This window comes from Leclercia sp. TB492 (assembly GCF_049974505.2).
GTDB classification, from domain to species: Bacteria; Pseudomonadota; Gammaproteobacteria; order Enterobacterales; family Enterobacteriaceae; genus Enterobacter; species Enterobacter adecarboxylatus_C.
Map to the genome: position 1 here is coordinate 3850536 of NZ_CM127572.1, position 16009 is coordinate 3866544.

The 16009-nt window shown below is 56.3% G+C and carries 21 protein-coding genes and 1 tRNA gene; 7 read left to right on the plus strand and 15 right to left on the minus strand.

Translation table 11 applies throughout. The features are described 5' to 3' along the window. Nucleotides 1-8: 8 nt before the first annotated feature. Nucleotides 9-785, plus strand: coding sequence for an ABC transporter substrate-binding protein (locus tag ACP4QI_RS18155; RefSeq protein WP_142486993.1), 777 nt, complete (start codon nucleotides 9-11; stop codon nucleotides 783-785). Nucleotides 786-799: 14 nt separating this feature from the next. Here ACP4QI_RS18155 and ACP4QI_RS18160 read toward each other — a convergent pair whose 3' ends face one another. Both ACP4QI_RS18160 and ACP4QI_RS18165 read right to left on the minus strand, forming a co-directional pair. Further along, complete coding sequence (locus ACP4QI_RS18160) at nucleotides 800-1327, minus strand: cupin domain-containing protein (protein ID WP_426495702.1); 528 nt, start codon at nucleotides 1325-1327, stop codon at nucleotides 800-802. A gap of 80 nt (nucleotides 1328-1407) precedes the next feature. Beyond that, nucleotides 1408-2283 (minus strand): LysR family transcriptional regulator, encoded by an 876-nt coding sequence (locus ACP4QI_RS18165; protein WP_142486995.1) that lies wholly within the window; start codon nucleotides 2281-2283, stop codon nucleotides 1408-1410. Between the two features lie 106 nt (nucleotides 2284-2389). Here ACP4QI_RS18165 and ACP4QI_RS18170 point away from each other — a divergent pair, with 106 nt between their 5' ends. Next, nucleotides 2390-2851, plus strand: coding sequence for a multidrug/biocide efflux PACE transporter (locus ACP4QI_RS18170; RefSeq protein ID WP_285128497.1), 462 nt, complete (start codon nucleotides 2390-2392; stop codon nucleotides 2849-2851). Nucleotides 2852-2969: 118 nt separating this feature from the next. Next, the gene (locus ACP4QI_RS18175; RefSeq protein ID WP_142486996.1) at nucleotides 2970-4199 is read left to right on the plus strand and encodes an amino acid permease; all 1230 of its coding nucleotides are present in this window, start codon (nucleotides 2970-2972) and stop codon (nucleotides 4197-4199) included. Here the strand turns inward: ACP4QI_RS18175 and ACP4QI_RS18180 are convergent. The 4 genes from ACP4QI_RS18180 to rcnR all read right to left on the minus strand — a co-directional run bounded on the left by ACP4QI_RS18180 (nucleotide 4189) and on the right by rcnR (nucleotide 5595). Beyond that, nucleotides 4189-4755: a GNAT family N-acetyltransferase gene (locus ACP4QI_RS18180; protein ID WP_426495703.1), complete on the minus strand. Its 567-nt coding sequence runs from the start codon at nucleotides 4753-4755 to the stop codon at nucleotides 4189-4191. The two genes, ACP4QI_RS18175 and ACP4QI_RS18180, sit on opposite strands and share 11 nt — an antisense overlap. Next, nucleotides 4736-5008 carry a GNAT family N-acetyltransferase gene (locus ACP4QI_RS18185; protein WP_142486998.1) on the minus strand — a complete coding sequence of 91 codons (273 nt, stop codon included), beginning with the start codon at nucleotides 5006-5008 and terminating at the stop codon, nucleotides 4736-4738. Before ACP4QI_RS18185 ends, ACP4QI_RS18180 begins: the two co-directional genes overlap by 20 nt. A gap of 10 nt (nucleotides 5009-5018) precedes the next feature. Then, complete coding sequence (gene yjdI / locus ACP4QI_RS18190; protein WP_103792598.1) at nucleotides 5019-5249, minus strand: 4Fe-4S mono-cluster protein YjdI; 231 nt, start codon at nucleotides 5247-5249, stop codon at nucleotides 5019-5021. A gap of 73 nt (nucleotides 5250-5322) precedes the next feature. Further along, on the minus strand, nucleotides 5323-5595 hold the full coding sequence (rcnR, locus tag ACP4QI_RS18195) for a Ni(II)/Co(II)-binding transcriptional repressor RcnR (RefSeq protein ID WP_426495704.1): 273 nt from the start codon (nucleotides 5593-5595) through the stop codon (nucleotides 5323-5325). A 122-nt stretch (nucleotides 5596-5717) separates the two neighbouring features. On the opposite strand from rcnR, the gene ACP4QI_RS18200 reads away from it, so the two are divergent. Together ACP4QI_RS18200 and ACP4QI_RS18205 are read left to right on the plus strand one after the other, a co-directional pair. Further along, a complete protein-coding gene (locus ACP4QI_RS18200; protein WP_426495705.1) occupies nucleotides 5718-6590 on the plus strand; it encodes a nickel/cobalt efflux protein RcnA in 873 nt (290 codons plus the stop codon). A gap of 78 nt (nucleotides 6591-6668) precedes the next feature. Continuing rightward, nucleotides 6669-6902: a hypothetical protein gene (locus ACP4QI_RS18205; RefSeq protein WP_231313711.1), complete on the plus strand. Its 234-nt coding sequence runs from the start codon at nucleotides 6669-6671 to the stop codon at nucleotides 6900-6902. Between the two features lie 35 nt (nucleotides 6903-6937). Here ACP4QI_RS18205 and ACP4QI_RS18210 read toward each other — a convergent pair. Beyond that, nucleotides 6938-7011 (minus strand) — tRNA-Gly (locus ACP4QI_RS18210). A gap of 80 nt (nucleotides 7012-7091) precedes the next feature. Then, nucleotides 7092-7829 carry an amidase activator ActS gene (gene actS / locus ACP4QI_RS18215; protein ID WP_409518823.1) on the minus strand — a complete coding sequence of 246 codons (738 nt, stop codon included), beginning with the start codon at nucleotides 7827-7829 and terminating at the stop codon, nucleotides 7092-7094. A 164-nt stretch (nucleotides 7830-7993) separates the two neighbouring features. Between actS and idi the strand changes: the two genes are divergently transcribed. Further along, nucleotides 7994-8536 carry an isopentenyl-diphosphate Delta-isomerase gene (gene idi, locus ACP4QI_RS18220; RefSeq protein ID WP_426495706.1) on the plus strand — a complete coding sequence of 181 codons (543 nt, stop codon included), beginning with the start codon at nucleotides 7994-7996 and terminating at the stop codon, nucleotides 8534-8536. 38 nt (nucleotides 8537-8574) lie between these two features. Here the strand turns inward: idi and lysS are convergent, their stop codons facing one another. From lysS to xerD, 5 genes are all read right to left on the minus strand, one after another. Then, the gene (gene lysS / locus ACP4QI_RS18225) at nucleotides 8575-10092 is read right to left on the minus strand and encodes a lysine--tRNA ligase (RefSeq protein WP_285128501.1); all 1518 of its coding nucleotides are present in this window, start codon (nucleotides 10090-10092) and stop codon (nucleotides 8575-8577) included. Between the two features lie 9 nt (nucleotides 10093-10101). Further along, nucleotides 10102-11200, minus strand: a protein-coding gene (gene prfB / locus ACP4QI_RS18230; RefSeq protein WP_142487004.1) for a peptide chain release factor 2 whose coding sequence is annotated in 2 segments (ribosomal slippage) — nucleotides 10102-11124 and nucleotides 11126-11200 — 1098 coding nt in all. Because the reading frame shifts where the segments join, the coding sequence is not laid out codon by codon here. 91 nt (nucleotides 11201-11291) lie between these two features. Then, the gene (gene recJ, locus ACP4QI_RS18235) at nucleotides 11292-13025 is read right to left on the minus strand and encodes a single-stranded-DNA-specific exonuclease RecJ (RefSeq protein ID WP_426495707.1); all 1734 of its coding nucleotides are present in this window, start codon (nucleotides 13023-13025) and stop codon (nucleotides 11292-11294) included. A gap of 5 nt (nucleotides 13026-13030) precedes the next feature. Continuing rightward, entirely contained in the window at nucleotides 13031-13744 is a 714-nt protein-coding gene (gene dsbC / locus ACP4QI_RS18240; RefSeq protein ID WP_426495708.1) for a bifunctional protein-disulfide isomerase/oxidoreductase DsbC, read from the minus strand. Between the two features lie 21 nt (nucleotides 13745-13765). Continuing rightward, the gene (gene xerD / locus ACP4QI_RS18245) at nucleotides 13766-14662 is read right to left on the minus strand and encodes a site-specific tyrosine recombinase XerD (protein WP_142487007.1); all 897 of its coding nucleotides are present in this window, start codon (nucleotides 14660-14662) and stop codon (nucleotides 13766-13768) included. 101 nt (nucleotides 14663-14763) lie between these two features. Between xerD and fldB the strand changes: the two genes are divergently transcribed. Then, complete coding sequence (gene fldB, locus ACP4QI_RS18250; protein ID WP_142487008.1) at nucleotides 14764-15285, plus strand: flavodoxin FldB; 522 nt, start codon at nucleotides 14764-14766, stop codon at nucleotides 15283-15285. Nucleotides 15286-15288: 3 nt separating this feature from the next. Here the strand turns inward: fldB and ACP4QI_RS18255 are convergent, their stop codons facing one another. Next, complete coding sequence (locus ACP4QI_RS18255; RefSeq protein ID WP_142487009.1) at nucleotides 15289-15702, minus strand: protein YgfX; 414 nt, start codon at nucleotides 15700-15702, stop codon at nucleotides 15289-15291. Continuing rightward, the gene (gene sdhE / locus ACP4QI_RS18260; protein WP_142487010.1) at nucleotides 15683-15949 is read right to left on the minus strand and encodes an FAD assembly factor SdhE; all 267 of its coding nucleotides are present in this window, start codon (nucleotides 15947-15949) and stop codon (nucleotides 15683-15685) included. Before sdhE ends, ACP4QI_RS18255 begins: the two co-directional genes overlap by 20 nt. Nucleotides 15950-16009 lie beyond the last annotated feature (60 nt).

Here is a 16009-nt window from a genome sequence, read left to right on the forward strand (position 1 = left end):
GACAGATAATGAAAAAATACCTTTTACCGCTGGTGGCACTGCTGGCAACGTCGTCTGCCCTGGCAGCAGAGACCAAAGAGCTGCGTTTTGGCGTGGATCCGACCTTTGCCCCCTTTGAATCGAAAAACCCGCAGGGCGAAGTGGTCGGTTTTGATATCGATCTGGGCAATGCCATCTGTAAGCAACTGCAGGCGAAATGCGTCTGGGTTGAAAGCAACTTCGACGGCATCATTCCGTCCCTGAAGGCGCGTAAATTTGATGCCATCCTCTCCGGGATGTACATCACCGACAAGCGTAAAGAGCAGATTGCCTTCAGCGACAAGATCTACAGCGGCCCGGCTTTCCTGGTGGCACGTAAAAACAGCCTCGCCAGCAACAGCGTGGATCAGCTGAAGGGGAAAACCATTGGCGTTGAGCAGGGTTCCGCCCAGGAAACTTATGCCAATGAGCAGTGGCGCGGCAAGGGCGTTAACGTGGTGGCCTACCAGGGTGCCGATCAGGTGATCCGCGACCTCGAGTCCGGGCGTATTGATGGCGCCGTGCTCTCCGGGGTGATGGCGGAATACAGCTTCCTCAATAAGCCGCAGGGTAAAGAGTTTGCCTTTGTCGGCAATGCGCTGCAGGACGATGCCCTGTTTGGCGCCGGGGCGGCCATTGGACTGCGCAAAGAGGATGACCAGCTGCGCCAGGAGTTGAACGGCGCTATCGCGGCGATCCTGGCGGACGGGACCTACAAAAAGCTCGCCTCACAATACTTCAGCTTCGATATTTACACCGGCAAGTAATGGTGTACCGCCCTTCAGCCACTGAAGGGCGGAGATTTCCAGTACTGGGTTAAGGCAGGCTCGTTACCATTAATTGGATCCGACTCAGGAAACGGCAGCGCCACGATACGCGCCAGTATTGCCGGCGTCGCCGCCTGCTTACACAGATCGAACTCCATCCCCGGCGGATACGCCCCTACTACCTGAAAATCGAGCGTTGCAGATAAGCGGCAGTGCCCGGTTCCCGCAGGCAATAACAGGGCGTCCCCGGCTTCGACCTCCATCTCTTCACCCCCAGGACCGCCAATCACCAGGCGCGCCGTTCCCCGGGCAACACCCAACACTTCATGAGCAGTCGAGTGGTAATGGTGATAGTCGAAAATCCCATCGCGCCACTGGGGCGGCCATCCGTTGTCGGCAAACCGTTGTTCAAACTGGCTGGCAAAATCGCCTTCCGATATTACCCCTTTATAGATCAGCACCGGCAGATGAGGATTATTAGGCACCCAGTCTCTGGCTGAGAGCAGCAGCACCCGGGGCGTAATGGTATTTTTAGCGGCCATGTCTCTTCTCGACGGTTAATTCACCCCATCAAGTGTAGTCCTTTTAGATTTCGGTACCGATCAGGGGAATGTCGTATTCATCACACAGGATCCGCCTGGTGCTGGAGCCAGTGCCGCAGCCAGTTTCCCGCCGTCCCCGGCGGAGAGCGCTTATTCCACACCAGATCGATCGCTACCGAACGCGGCCAGCCCGGCACGTTCAGCTGCACCAGGGCTTTCGCAGGGGAAAACTCTGCCACCAGCGCACAGGGCAGCGCGCACCAGCCGAAGCCCTGCACTGCCATGCTGAGCAACATCAGGTAGTTGGGCGCAGACCACACCGGCCCTTGGGCCAGCACCGGTTCGCGCTCCAGATAGGTGTTCAGGCGCAGCTCCCGCCAGCCGTGCAGTTCATCAGCTTCAGTGCGCTTTTGCGCGGCGAGGGGATGCGTGGCGGAGGTATAGATCGCCATGTGGGTCTGCATCGGCAGGCGAACGGCGGCAATGTCGGTGGGATAGCTCTCCCGCGCCTCCGTGAGGCCGATGTGCGCCCGCCCTTTTTGCAGCAGGTCGATGACATCTTCTTCTTCACCGATGAGGCATTCGAATTCGGTATGGGGAAAACGCTCGTCAAAACGAAACAGCATCTCCTCCAGCACGTCCGGGTGCAGGGTGTCTGAGAGCACAAAGGCCAGCCGCGCTTCGGTCTCTTCACTGAGGGAGACCGCCAGCTCGTCAAGCCGCGCGCTGGCGGCGAGGATCGACTGAACGTAGCCCAGCACCTGTTTACCCTGGGCGGTGAGCACCGGCTGACGGGCGCTGCGATCGAACAGCGCGAAGCCGAGGTCATCTTCCAGATGGGCGATGGCGGTGCTGATGGTGGACTGACTTTTGCGCAGGCGGCGGGCGGCAGCGGAGAACGAGCCGGCGGCAACCGTCTCGACAAACGCCGTTAAGGCTTCGGGGGAGTAGCGCATGATGTATCTACTTTATCGATGGAATCCAACTTTTATATATCAGTTTTAGCGATAAAAATAGCGGCCTGATTCTGCCCATCCTGGCAGGTTAATGAGGTATCAGGTTATGCAGCACAACGATATTCAACACCGAAAACTGCCGGAGCGTATCTTCCACGCCGTCTGTTTCGAGGGCATCGCCACGGCGATCCTCGCCCCGACCACCGCCTGGCTGATGCAGCGTCCGGTGCTGGAGATGGGCGGATTGACTATTCTGCTCGCCACCACTGCGATGATCTGGAATATCATCTATAACGCCGGTTTTGACAGGCTGTGGCCGCGGCATATCGTTACCCGCACCGCCAAAGTTCGCGCCCTCCACGCCCTCGGCTTTGAGGTCGGGTTTATTTTTATCGGCGTCGGCATTGTGTCGCTGGTGCTGGGCGTAAGCCTGTTGCAGGCGTTTACCTTAGAGATTGGCTTCTTTATTTTCTTCCTGCCGTACACCATGGTCTATAACTGGGCGTACGACACCCTGCGCGATCGCGTCATGAAGCGACGCCAGCAGCGACAGCCTGCAACCTGGTAATCCCTCCGGCTGGAAATGCTTTCCGGCCTGCTTAAACCCGCCTCAGCCACCACGCCAACTGATGATTATGGTAAAATAGTCTCCTTTTTGTTGGTTTTATAGTTGATACTTTTCTCTCATGTCGAAAATCTGGTCTAAAGAAGAGACCCTCTGGAGCTTTGCCCTGTACGGCACGGCCGTGGGCGCAGGAACCCTGTTTCTGCCCATCCAGCTGGGATCAGCGGGCGCTGTCGTCCTGTTTATCACCGCCCTTGTGGCATATCCATTCACCTACTGGCCCCACAAAGCGCTATGCCAGTTCATCCTCTCGGCGAAAACAAAAGGCAGCGAAGGGATCACCGGTGCAGTCACCCACTACTACGGTAAAAAGATCGGCAATCTGATCACCACGCTCTACTTTGTCGCCTTTTTTGTGGTGGTGCAGATCTACGCTGTGGCGATCACCAACTCGCTGACCGAACAGCTGGCGAAGCATATAACGGTGGACACCACCGTGCGAGTGCTGGTCAGCCTGGGCGTCGTGCTGGCGTTGAATCTGATCTTTCTGATGGGGCGTCATGTCACCATCCGAGTGATGGGCTTTCTGGTCTTTCCGCTGATAGCTTACTTCCTGCTGGTGTCGCTGTACCTCACCCACAGCTGGCAGCCCTCGCTGCTCACCAGCCAGATGACGGTGGATAAGCACACCCTGCACCAGGTATGGATCTCTATTCCGGTGATGGTGTTCGCCTTCAGCCATACCCCGATTATTTCGACCTTTGCCGTCGACCGGCAGGAGAAATATGGCGACGCCGCGATGGGCAAATGCACCCGCATCATGAAGGTGGCGTACCTGATCATCTGCCTGAGCGTGCTGTTCTTTGTCTTCAGCTGCCTGCTGTCGATCCCGCCGTCCTATATCGTCGCCGCCAAAGAGGAAGGGGTCACTATTCTCTCCGCGCTCTCGATGATGCCCTCCTCCCCTTCCTGGCTTGGGATTTCCGGGATTGTGGTGGCTATTATCGCGATGTCGAAGTCGTTTCTCGGCACCTATTTTGGCGTGATTGAGGGGGCAACGGAGATAGTGAAATCAGGATTAAATCAGGTTGGGGTGAAGAAAAGCCGGGCCTTTAACCGGGCCGTGTCGGTGATGGGCGTCTCGCTGATCACCTTTGCGGTGTGCTGCATTAACCCTAATGCTATCTCGATGATCTACGCTATCAGCGGGCCGCTTATCGCCATGATCCTGTTTATCATGCCGACCCTGTCGACCTTCCTGATCCCGGCCCTGAAGCCCTACCGCTCCGTCGGTAATGTGCTGACGCTGATTGTCGGGGTGTTGTGCGTGTCGGTAATGTTTATTGCTTAAAGCGGGGATGAGTGTGATAACGCTGCCGGGAAAGGCCATACAGCACGTGAGTGGCAAGCCGGTGATCGGCCGGCAGCGACGGGTGCAGAAAGTGCCCCTGTTTAATCATTCCCAGGCGTTGCATTAACGACTCAGAAGAGACGTTGTGGATGGAGGTAAAAGAAACCACCTCGTCCAGCTCCAGCACCTCAAAGGCATACGCCAGGCAGGCCATTGCGGCTTCACAGGCAAACCCCTTGTGCCAGAACGGTTTTGCCAGTCGCCAGCCAATTTCAGTGCAGGGTGAAAATGAAAAACGGTCAGGCTGATGATGCAGGCCGACCATGCCGAGAAAGGTCCCGCTGGCCTTCTCCTCCACCGCCCAGAATCCCCAGCCGTTGAGGTCAATGAGCGCGTGAAAGCGCTCTGCCAGCGCATCGCTCTCTTCCCGGCTCAGGAGCGCGGGGAAGCAGCCCATCACCTCCGGGTCACTGTTCAGCGCGGCAAATGGCGCCAGATCCTCTGGTCGCCATTGCCGGAGCCGTACCCGTGCGGTCTCAGGCGCGGATATCGTCATACTCGCGGGTGTTATCAAATTCGTGTTTCGCAAACGGGCACAGAGGGATGATTTTGCGGTTCTCTGCGCGCATCTTTTCTACCACCTTCGCCACCAGCTGTTTGCCCACGCCCTGCCCTTTCAGGCTGGGATCGACATCGGTATGCTCAATAATGCTGAGGTGTTCGCCGGTGGGAACAAAGACAATTTCCGCGACCTGGTTGCCATCGGCATCATTCACATAAAACTTGTTATGGCCTTCCTGAATTTCCATGGGTTCTCGCTTATTTGTGGCGGTATTTGAGTGCGCCGCTTGGGCAGGTGTCGATCACACGCACAACCGTATCAACATCCACTTCATCAGGGATGATCCACGGCTTACGTTTCAGGTTGAAGAGTCTGGCGCTGCCACGCACGCAGTTTCCCGCGTGCTGACAAATACCGGTATTGAAGTAGACATCAATTTTCTCACCGGTATAGGCCCGGTATCCCGCTTGCAGGAGATCGTTATCCATGACATTGCCTCTGTAATTATTATGAGTTTGGGAACAAGCATAGCGTTGGCGTGCAGCTTCAAAAAGTTAACATTTATTTAATGTATGAATCCAGCACCTTCAGCACGACATCAAGATCCGCTTCCCGCTTCACTTCATCGCCTTCATGAACGATATGCTCAGTGAGATGGCCCTTAATCACTTCCCGCATTAAGCCGTTTACCGCCCCGCGGATCGCCGCGATCTGCTGCAGCACCGCAGCACATTCGTGCGGCTCGTCCAGCATCTTTTTCAGCGCCGCGACCTGACCCTGAATTTTATTGGTACGGGCTTTAAGCTTCTGTTTATCACGGATGGTATGCGACACGTGGCACCTCGTTAACCGAAAAATCAACGCTGATTGTAACATCGACGATCTACTGGGGGGTAGTATACTGTACTGGGGGGGAGTAGAATCCAGGCACCAACAACTCACAAACAACGCTTCTCATGAACGAATTTACCGCTCTTCTTCAGCAAGGTAATGCCTGGTTTTTTATTCCCAGCGCCATCTTATTAGGTGCTTTACACGGCCTGGAGCCCGGCCATTCCAAAACCATGATGGCGGCTTTTATCATCGCCATTAAAGGCACGGTGCGGCAGGCCGTGATGCTTGGGCTGGCCGCGACGATTTCCCATACCGCCATCGTCTGGCTGATTGCCTTTGGCGGGATGTACCTCAGCAACAGGTTCACCGCGGAATCGGCTGAACCCTGGCTACAGGTGATCTCTGCGATCGTTATTCTGAGCACCGCGGTGTGGATGTTCTGGCGCACATGGCAAGGGGAAAAGAGCTGGCTGGCGGAGATGCAGGGGCATGATGACCACCACCACCATGATCACCACCATGACCATGACCATGACCATGACCATGACCACCATGATCATCATCACGATCACGATCGTGCCGAGCTGGAAGGGCTGGAGGTCAATTCGAAGGCGTATCAGGATGCCCACGAGCGCGCTCATGCCCATGATATTCAGCGCCGCTTCGCCGGCAGAGAGGTAACTAACGGGCAGATCCTGCTGTTCGGCCTCACCGGAGGTCTGATCCCCTGCCCGGCCGCCATCACCGTACTGCTTATCTGTATCCAGCTGAAAGCCTTAGCCCTGGGCGCAACGCTGGTGGTCAGTTTCAGCATGGGGCTGGCCCTTACCCTGGTGACCGTTGGCGTAGGGGCCGCGGTGAGCGTACGTCAGGTGGCAAAACGCTGGAGCGGGTTTAATACAATGGCCAGGAGAGCCCCCTACTTCTCCAGCGTGCTGATTGGGCTGGTGGGGATTTATATGGGGATCCATGGTTTTTTGGGCGTAATGCGATAAACCGCTGATAACCATGTTTATTGTATTGTCTTTAGGGTAGTCTGTTTTCTTTATCAGCAGACTGCCCGGAGCGCCTGAATGACGATGGATAACCCCCTCTATTTGAAAGGATTAGTTGTTATATTGCTTGCCTTTTGGGCATGGGACGCAATCAAAACAAAGCGAAAAAAACGATCTGCTGACCCAGCCATTGCACACGCTGATGCCAGGGAACGCAACGCATGGCGCTATGTCAGATGGGGGTTTCGGGTAATACAGATCGCCTGTGCGCTCTATTTTGTACAGATGCTGATTCAGATCTTACTGGCGTAGGTTTGCAGGGAGTAAGGGAACAGACAAAGGAATTATGGAGCGGGCGAAGGGAATCGAACCCTCGTATAGAGCTTGGGAAGCTCTCGTTCTACCATTGAACTACGCCCGCTTTGAGGTGCGTAAAGCATTATAGACCTTACGCCTCTTCTGACAAGACTCCCGTACGCTAACCGGCGATTTAATAACCACTTAGCACTTCGGTTTGCCGCCCGGCGCCGGTAAATAGCGTACCGGATCGATCGCCGTCGCCTTATAACGGATCTGGAAATGCAGCGCCACGGTATTGGAGCCGGTGCTGCCCATGGTGGCGATCTTCTGCCCGGCCTTCACGTTTTGTCCGTTATTCACCAGCAGAGTGTCGTTATGGGCATAGGCGGTGATGTAGTCCTCGCCATGCTTAATCATGATCAGGTTGCCATAACCGCGCAGCTGGTTGCCGACATAGACCACCTTGCCCGCATCAGAAGCATACACAGGCGACCCGCGGGTACCGGCGATATCAATCCCTTTGTTTCCCCCTTCTGCGGTGGAGTAGGGTATCACCACTTTTCCGCTGGCAGGCCAGACCCAGCAGCGCTGCCCGACGGGCGGCCAGGAGGACTTAGGTACGGCGTAAGAAGGCGTGACCGCGGCGGTTTTACCTTTACTCTTTGAAGAGGATTTTTTGGCCGTGGCGCTGCTGCCGTTTACCTTCAGCTTTTGTCCCACTTCAATGGTGTAAGGTGGCGAAATATTATTCAGACGCGCCAGATCCCTCACGCTGGTGCCGGTCGTACGCGAGATGCGGTACAGCGTATCGCCGCGTTTAACGGTATACACAGGACCAGAATCCGATGCCTGATTGCCCGCGCATCCCGCCAGCAACAGGGCCAGGATCAGGCAAAACAGAGCAGAAACGGGTTTTTTCATCGGGCTTCCTGCAAACAAAACAGTTCCTCGGTCAACGTGAATGGCCGCGCTATGATAGCAGCCCCGACTGATATGGGTCAGCCCTTTTCCGCTCTGGGCGACAAACCGTTCGTATAAGAATGCAGTATAATAATGCCGCTGATGGTGCTGAACCATCTGGCATGTTTGGTACTGGAGCACGAATGAGTATTCAAGAACACGTTATTTTGGTAAACGACCAGGGAATGGTGATTGGCACTCAGGAAAAATATGCCGCACACACCTCTTATACCCCACTGCACCTGGCATTCTCCTCCTGGCTCTTTAACGCCAACGATGAATGCCTGATTACCCGACGCGCACTGAGCAAAAAAGCCTGGCCCGGCGTCTGGACGAACTCGGTCTGCGGCCATCCGCAGTCTGGCGAAGAGACAGAACAGGCAATAATCCGCCGCTGCCGTTTTGAAGTGGGTGCCGAAATTGCCAATATCACCCCCGTTGCGCCTGAGTTTCGCTACCGTAAAATTGACCCTTCCGGGATTGTTGAAAACGAAATTTGCCCGGTATTTGCCGCTCGCATCACGAATGAAATAACAATAAATGATGATGAAGTGATGGACTTTCAGTGGGTTGAGCTGGAGGCGTTATTCCGCGCGCTGGATGCCACGCCCTGGGCCTTTAGCCCGTGGATGGTCATGGAAGCGAGTACGGCTCGCGAGGCACTCAGAGCCTTCGCGGCGCAATAAAAAAGCCCCTTTCGGGGCTTTTTTTACATCTTAACGGCTTACTTCACCGGACGCATCGCCGGGAACAGGATCACGTCGCGGATGGTGTGGCTGTTGGTGAACAGCATAACCATACGGTCGATACCAATACCCAGGCCCGCTGTTGGCGGCAGGCCGTGCTCCAGCGCGGTCACGTAGTCTTCGTCGAAGAACATCGCTTCGTCGTCGCCTGCGGCTTTGGCATCAACCTGATCCTGGAAGCGCTGCGCCTGATCTTCTGCATCGTTCAGCTCGCTAAAGCCGTTGCCGATTTCGCGGCCACCGATGAAGAATTCAAAGCGGTCGGTGATCTCCGGGTTCTCGTCATTACGACGCGCCAGCGGAGAAACCTCTGCCGGGTACTCGGTGATGAAGGTCGGCTGGATCAGGTGCGCTTCGGCCACTTCTTCGAAGATCTCGGTTACGATACGGCCCAGACCCCAGCTCTTCTCAACCTTGATGCCGATGCTTTCGGCGATCGCTTTCGCAGAATCGAAGTTATCCAGATCGGCCATCTCGGTTTCCGGACGGTACTTCTTGATCGCTTCGCGCATGGTCAGCTTAACGAACGGCTTGCCGAAGTCGAAGACCTCTTCGCCGTAAGGCACTTCAGTGGTGCCCAGAATATCCTGCGCCAGGGTGCGGAACAGGGATTCGGTCAGCTCGATCAGATCTTTGTAATCCGCATACGCCATATAGAGTTCCATCATGGTGAACTCTGGGTTATGACGTACGGAGATGCCTTCGTTACGGAAGTTACGGTTGATCTCGAATACGCGATCGAAACCACCAACCACCAGACGCTTCAGGTACAGTTCCGGCGCGATACGCAGGTACATGTCGAGGTCCAGGGCGTTGTGATGGGTGATGAATGGACGCGCGGACGCACCGCCCGGGATCACCTGCATCATTGGGGTTTCCACTTCCATAAAGTCGCGGGCTACCATGAACTGACGAATGCCAGCCATAATCTGGGAGCGAATTTTGAAGGTGTTGCGGGATTCATCGTTAGAGATGAGATCCAGGTAGCGCTGACGGTAGCGCGCTTCCTGATCCTGCAGGCCGTGGAACTTGTCCGGCAACGGGCGCAGGGCTTTTGTCAGCAGACGCAGCTCGGTGCAGTGAATGGACAGCTCGCCGGTCTTGGTTTTGAACAGCTTGCCTTTAGCGCCGAGGATATCGCCCAGGTCCCATTTCTTGAACTGCTCGTTGTAGATCCCTTCCGGCAGATCGTCGCGGGAAACGTACAGCTGGATGCGGCCACCCACGTCCTGCAGCGTGATAAAGGAGGCTTTACCCATGATACGACGGGTCATCATGCGGCCTGCAACAGCCACTTCGATGTTCAGCGCTTCCAGCTCTTCGTTCTCTTTAGCGTCGAAGTCAGCGTGCAGTTGGTCTGAGGTACGATCGCGACGGAAATCGTTCGGGAACGGCACGCCCTGCTCGCGCAGTGCAGCCAGCTTCTCGCGGCGGGTTTTCAGTTCATTGTTAAGATCGACGACCGCGTCAGCGCCCTGTGCTTGTTGTTCAGACATGTTGGTTCCTCATAACCCTGCTTTCAGACTTGCTTCGATAAATTGGTCCAGGCTGCCATCCAGCACCGCCTGCGTGTTACGGGTTTCGACACCGGTACGCAGGTCTTTGATGCGGGAGTCATCAAGGACGTAAGAACGGATCTGGCTGCCCCAGCCGATGTCAGATTTGTTATCTTCCATCGCCTGCTTCTCAGCATTTTTCTTTTGCATCTCCAGTTCATAAAGCTTCGCTTTCATCTGCTTCATGGCCTGGTCTTTGTTTTTATGCTGGGAACGGTCGTTCTGGCACTGTGTTACCAGCCCGGTCGGCAGGTGAGTAATACGCACCGCGGATTCCGTACGGTTAACGTGCTGACCGCCCGCACCGGAGGCGCGGTAAACGTCGATACGCAGATCCGCCGGGTTGATTTCGATATCGATATCGTCCTTCACTTCCGGATAGACAAACGCGGAACTGAAAGAGGTGTGACGACGGCCGCCGGAGTCGAACGGGCTCTTACGCACCAGGCGGTGAACGCCGGTTTCGGTACGCAGCCAGCCGTAGGCGTAATCGCCAATAATTTTAACGGTGACAGATTTCAGGCCTGCCACTTCGCCTTCAGACTCTTCAATGATCTCGGTCTTAAAGCCGCGGGCTTCAGCCCAGCGCAGGTACATACGGGTCAGCATGCTGGCCCAGTCCTGTGCTTCTGTGCCGCCGGAACCGGCCTGGATATCCAGGTAGCAGTCGGCGCTGTCGTATTCACCGGAGAACATGCGACGGAATTCCAGCTGGGCCAGCTTCTCTTCCAGCACGTCGAGTTCTGCCACGGCTTCGTTGAAGGTCTCTTCGTCGTCGGCCTCAACGGCCAGCTCCAGCAGGCCGGACACGTCATCCAGACCCTGCGCCATCTGATCAAGCGTATCGACGATAGCTTCCAGAGAGGAACGCTCTTTACCCAGCGCCTGTGCGCGTTCAGGTTCGTTCCAGACGTCCGGCTGTTCCAGCTCGGCGTTTACTTCTTCGAGACGCTCTTTCTTGGCATCGTAGTCAAAGATACCCCCTAAGAACGTCGGAGCGCTCCGTGAGGTCCTGAATGCGGTTTTTTACCGGATTAATTTCAAACATGGTCTGTTTTCTTTTATGGACTAGTCAAAATGCGGAGATAAGGGCGGAATTGTACCGGATTCACGCCCTGTTTTATAGCGGAATAGTGATGCTAAAGTGGCCAGATATGGTCGATGATGATTTGCAGCGTGCGGTTGCCACGAAACTCGTTGATATCCAGTTTGTAGGCCAGTTCGACTTCGCGCACGCCGTTGTCCGGCCAGATAGTGGTATCGACGTTAAAGGCGATCCCGTCCAGCAGCGGGCCGCCGCCGACCGGTTCTACCATCACTTTCAAATGGCGTTCACCCACCAGCCGCTGTTGCAGCAGACGGAAGCGGCCATCAAACAGCGGCTCCGGGAACATCTGCCCCCACGGACCGGCATCACGCAGCATCTGCGCCACTTCCATGGTCATTTCAGCGGGGGTTAACGGACCGTCGGAGACCACCTCGCCCTGCAACAGGGCCGGATCCAGCCAGTCGGTGACCAGCTCGCTGAAGAGCTGCTGGAACCGATCGAATTTCGCCTCTTCCAGCGACAAGCCCGCCGCCATCGCGTGGCCGCCAAACTTGATCATCAGATCCGGGTGCAGCGTATGCAGGCGCTCCAGCGCATCGCGCATATGCAGCCCCTGAATGGATCGGCCCGATCCTTTCAGCGTGCCGTCTCCGGCCGGAGCAAAGGCAATAACCGGACGGTGAAAACGCTCTTTGATGCGCGAGGCCAGGATCCCAACCACTCCCTGGTGCCACTCGGGGTGATACATCGCCAGCCCACCGGGCAGCGTTTCGCCGCTGCGCTCCAGCTTTTCGCACAGGGTCAGGGCTTCGGCCTGCATCCCCTGCTCGATCTCTTTGCGGGTCTGGTTCAGGGCGTCCAGCTCGTTGGCCAGCACGCGCGCTTCGCCGATGTTGTCGCACAGCAACAGCGCCACGCCCACCGACATATCATCCAGACGCCCGGCGGCGTTGAGACGCGGGCCGAGGGCAAAGCCCAGATCGCTGGCCGCCAGCCGCTGCTGATCCCGGTTGGAGATCTCCAGCAGCGCCTTAATGCCCGGACGGCATTTGCCGGCCCGAATGCGGTTTAAGCCCTGCCAGGTGAGAATACGGTTATTGGCATCCAGCGGCACCACGTCCGCCACGGTGCCCAGCGCCACCAGATCGAGGAATTCCGCCAGATTCGGTGCGGCAATGCCCTGCGCCTCAAACCAGCCTTTATCCCGCAGCTTCGTACGCAGCGCCAGCATCAGGTAGAAGGCCACGCCCACACCCGCCAGCGATTTTGACGGGAAGTCGCAGTCGCGCAGGTTGGGGTTGATGATCGCTTCCGCCGCCGGCAGCGTGTCGCCAGGCAGGTGGTGATCGGTGACCAGCACCGGGATCCCCAGCTTGTGCGCACGATCGACACCGGCATGGGACGAGATCCCATTGTCGACGGTGAGGATCATTTGCGCGCCGCGGGCATGGGCCTGATCGACCACTTCCGGGCTCAGGCCGTAGCCATCCTCAAAGCGGTTAGGCACCAGGTAGGAGACGTTATCGCACCCCATCGCCCGCAGGCTGAGCACGCTCAGCGCGGTACTGGTGGCGCCATCGGCATCGAAATCCCCCACCACGATGATGCGCGTTCCTTCACGAAAGGCGTTGTACAGCAGCTCCGTGGCCGTATCGACGCCACTCAGCTGCTGCCAGGGCAGCATATTTTTTACGCCTTTCTCAAGATCGTCTGCATGTTTCACGCCACGGCTGGCGTACAGTCGACGCAACAGAGGCGACAGATCCGCGGGTAAGACGGCGCTGTCGTCCACTTCACGACGACGGAGTTGTATCGAAGATTTCACGCGAATTATTTACCGCCAAACTGTTTCTGGTGCGCATCAAGGAACGCTTTCATCTCTTTCGGTCCCTGGTAGCCCGGCACGACATACCCGTTGCTCAGCACGATGGCTGGCGTACCGGTCACGCCAAACTGCACGCCCAGCGCGTAGTGATTGGCAATGTCGATATCGCAGGAAGCGGCCTGAATGCCTTTGCCGTTCATGGCGTCATCAAAGGCTTTGTTGCGATCTTTCGCACACCAGATGGCCTTCATGTCCTGCTCAGGCTGGCTCTGCACGCCCGCACGCGGGAAAGCGAGATAACGCACGGTGATGCCCAGCGCGTTGTAGTCTTTCATCTCTTCATGCAGCTTGTGGCAGTAGCCGCAGGTGATGTCGGTGAACACGGTGATGACGTGCTTTTCCTGCGCCGCTTTGTAGACAATCATCTCTTTTTCCAGCGCGTTCAGGTTTTTCATCAGCATCTGGTTAGTGACGTTGACCGGCTGGGCGCCGCTCACATCGTACAGCGGCCCCTGCAGAAAGTGCTTACCGTCTTCGGTGACGTACAGCACGCCGCCGCTGGTCATCACGGTTTTCATTCCGGCGATCGGCGCAGGCTGAATATCGCTACCGGTAACGCCAAGCTTCGCCAGAGACTGTTTGATGGCCGCATCGTCAGCGTGCGCCAGACCAGATAATGAGGTTGCCAGCAGAGAGAACAGCACTAAAGACTTTTTCATATTGGTTCCTGTTACGAGTCATCACGCACGTGGGTGATGCTGTTGGTGTAGCTGCCGCAGGCGTTCCGTCGCGACATGCGTGTAGATTTGCGTCGTTGAAAGGTCACTGTGCCCAAGCAGCATCTGGACCACGCGCAGGTCGGCGCCATGATTCAGAAGGTGGGTCGCAAAAGCGTGACGCAGAACGTGCGGCGAAAGTTTTTCACTGTCTATACCCGCCAGTGTGGCGTAATGTTTGATGCGATGCCAGAAGGTTTGACGCGTCATCTGTTGCGCACGTTGACTCGGGAATAACACATCAATGGAGACACCGTTGAGCAACCACGGACGTCCATGCTGGAGATAACTCTCCAGCCAGTACACCGCCTCTTCACCCAGCGGCACAAGACGCTCTTTGTTGCCTTTACCGATCACCCGCACCACGCCCTGACGCAGGCTGATATCGCTCATCGTCAGCCCGACCAGCTCAGAGACGCGCAGCCCCGTCGCATACAAGACCTCAAGCATCGCTTTATCGCGCAACTCCAGCGGTTGGTCAACCACCGGCGACTGTAATAATCTCTCAACTTGTGCTTCGCTGAGATCCTTCGGCAGACGCTGCGGCAGCTTGGGCGAGGCCAGCGCGGCGCTGGGATCGTCGGCGCGCAATTTCTCACGATACAAGTGCTGAAACAGACGCCGCATGGCGCTCAGCAGCCGCGCGGAACTGGTAGCCTTATAGCCCCCCTCCATGCGCTCGGCAAGCAGCGCCTGCAAATGGTCACTTTGGGCCGTAGTAAGAGAGAGGTCATGATGATGCAACCAGGCCACCAGCATCGCCAGATCGCGTCGGTAGGCGCTGAGGGTATTTTCGGCAAGATTCTTCTCCAGCCACAGCGCATCGAGAAACTGCTCGATGAGTGCGAGATCCTTTTCCACGTCAGCCTCTTTCGTTCTGCAATGGGGGCATTATGCCTGAATGCGGGTTGTTTCTGGTACACTACTCGCAAAGTCATAGCAAGTATTGAGACATTTTAGCGATGAATATTGGTCTGTTTTATGGTTCCAGCACCTGCTACACCGAGATGGCCGCAGAGAAAATTCGCGACATTATCGGTCCGGAACTGGTCACCCTGCATAATCTCAAAGACGACGCCCCGACGATGATGGAACAGTATGACGTGCTAATCCTGGGTATCCCGACCTGGGATTTTGGTGAACTGCAGGAAGACTGGGAAGCCATCTGGGAACAGCTTGATTCCCTGAAGCTGGAAGGCAAAATTATCGCGCTGTACGGCATGGGCGATCAGTTAGGCTATGGCGAGTGGTTCCTCGACGCGCTGGGGATGCTGCATGACAAGCTGGCGCCGAAAGGGGTGACCTTCATCGGTTACTGGCCGACCGAAGGCTATGAGTTTACCAGCAAGAAACCGATCATTGCCGACGGCCAGCTGTTTGTCGGGCTGGCCCTTGATGAGACTAATCAATACGATCTGAGCGAAGAGCGCCTGCAAAACTGGTGCGAGCAGATCCTCGGCGAAATGGCGGAGCAGTTTAGTTAACCGCTATCGCCCCTGCGTCGGTTGCTGCGACAGCATCCGGCGCAGATCCCGCCACTCCCCTTCGTCCATGCTGTCTGCCGCAAGCCACAAATGCTGGTAGCGTTTCCCGTCGCCTTTGCGTAAGCGAAGCATCATGCCGGCATTTAGCATCCACGGCGTGCCGACAATCTCCCACTCGCTGCCCTGCCAGTGCAGTCGGGAATCCATGAACAGTTTGATTTCGCCCTGACGGGAATTAATGCGTCGTTGACTGCGCACGCTGTCGAACACCACCAGCGACAGTAAGATTAACCATAATGGGGTGTAGCTCAGCGGCCATGGCATCAACAGAATGCAAGCCGCAACCAGGCCGTGGAGCAAAAGAGACATCCACTGGGCGCGCCACGAGACGCGTAAATCAGATTGCCACAGGACCACGTTCCCGATTCCGTGTTTGAATTAAAAGCACCATCCGTTGCAGTTCGGCGTCGGCAGGTTCGCCGTGATTCATCAACCAGTTAAATAAATCAGGATCGTCGTTCTCCAGCAGACGGATGAAGAGCTGTTTGTCCTCATCGCTCAGGGTGTCGTATTCGTATTCGAAGAACGGCATGATGGAGATATCGAGTTCGCGCATGCCGCGACGGCATGCCCAATGAATGCGGGCTTTGTTAGTAATGTCCATGTGCATTTTTCCTGCATAACGTTGAGTTCAGGCAGTGTTTCGTTCGTATCGGTTAAGAAA

Excerpts from the sequence above, each read along its gene's own strand:
- ACP4QI_RS18155 (WP_142486993.1), top strand. The coding sequence starts at position 9 with ATGAAAAAATACCTTTTACCGCTGGTGGCACTGCTGGCAACGTCGTCT.
- ACP4QI_RS18160 (WP_426495702.1), bottom strand. The coding sequence starts at position 1,327 with ATGGCCGCTAAAAATACCATTACGCCCCGGGTGCTGCTGCTCTCAGCC.
- ACP4QI_RS18165 (WP_142486995.1), bottom strand. The coding sequence starts at position 2,283 with ATGCGCTACTCCCCCGAAGCCTTAACGGCGTTTGTCGAGACGGTTGCC.
- ACP4QI_RS18170 (WP_285128497.1), top strand. The coding sequence starts at position 2,390 with ATGCAGCACAACGATATTCAACACCGAAAACTGCCGGAGCGTATCTTC.
- ACP4QI_RS18175 (WP_142486996.1), top strand. The coding sequence starts at position 2,970 with ATGTCGAAAATCTGGTCTAAAGAAGAGACCCTCTGGAGCTTTGCCCTG.
- ACP4QI_RS18180 (WP_426495703.1), bottom strand. The coding sequence starts at position 4,755 with ATGACGATATCCGCGCCTGAGACCGCACGGGTACGGCTCCGGCAATGG.
- ACP4QI_RS18185 (WP_142486998.1), bottom strand. The coding sequence starts at position 5,008 with ATGGAAATTCAGGAAGGCCATAACAAGTTTTATGTGAATGATGCCGAT.
- yjdI (WP_103792598.1), bottom strand. The coding sequence starts at position 5,249 with ATGGATAACGATCTCCTGCAAGCGGGATACCGGGCCTATACCGGTGAG.
- ACP4QI_RS18200 (WP_426495705.1), top strand. The coding sequence starts at position 5,718 with ATGAACGAATTTACCGCTCTTCTTCAGCAAGGTAATGCCTGGTTTTTT.
- ACP4QI_RS18205 (WP_231313711.1), top strand. The coding sequence starts at position 6,669 with ATGACGATGGATAACCCCCTCTATTTGAAAGGATTAGTTGTTATATTG.
- idi (WP_426495706.1), top strand. The coding sequence starts at position 7,994 with ATGAGTATTCAAGAACACGTTATTTTGGTAAACGACCAGGGAATGGTG.
- lysS (WP_285128501.1), bottom strand. The coding sequence starts at position 10,092 with ATGTCTGAACAACAAGCACAGGGCGCTGACGCGGTCGTCGATCTTAAC.
- dsbC (WP_426495708.1), bottom strand. The coding sequence starts at position 13,744 with ATGAAAAAGTCTTTAGTGCTGTTCTCTCTGCTGGCAACCTCATTATCT.
- fldB (WP_142487008.1), top strand. The coding sequence starts at position 14,764 with ATGAATATTGGTCTGTTTTATGGTTCCAGCACCTGCTACACCGAGATG.
- sdhE (WP_142487010.1), bottom strand. The coding sequence starts at position 15,949 with ATGGACATTACTAACAAAGCCCGCATTCATTGGGCATGCCGTCGCGGC.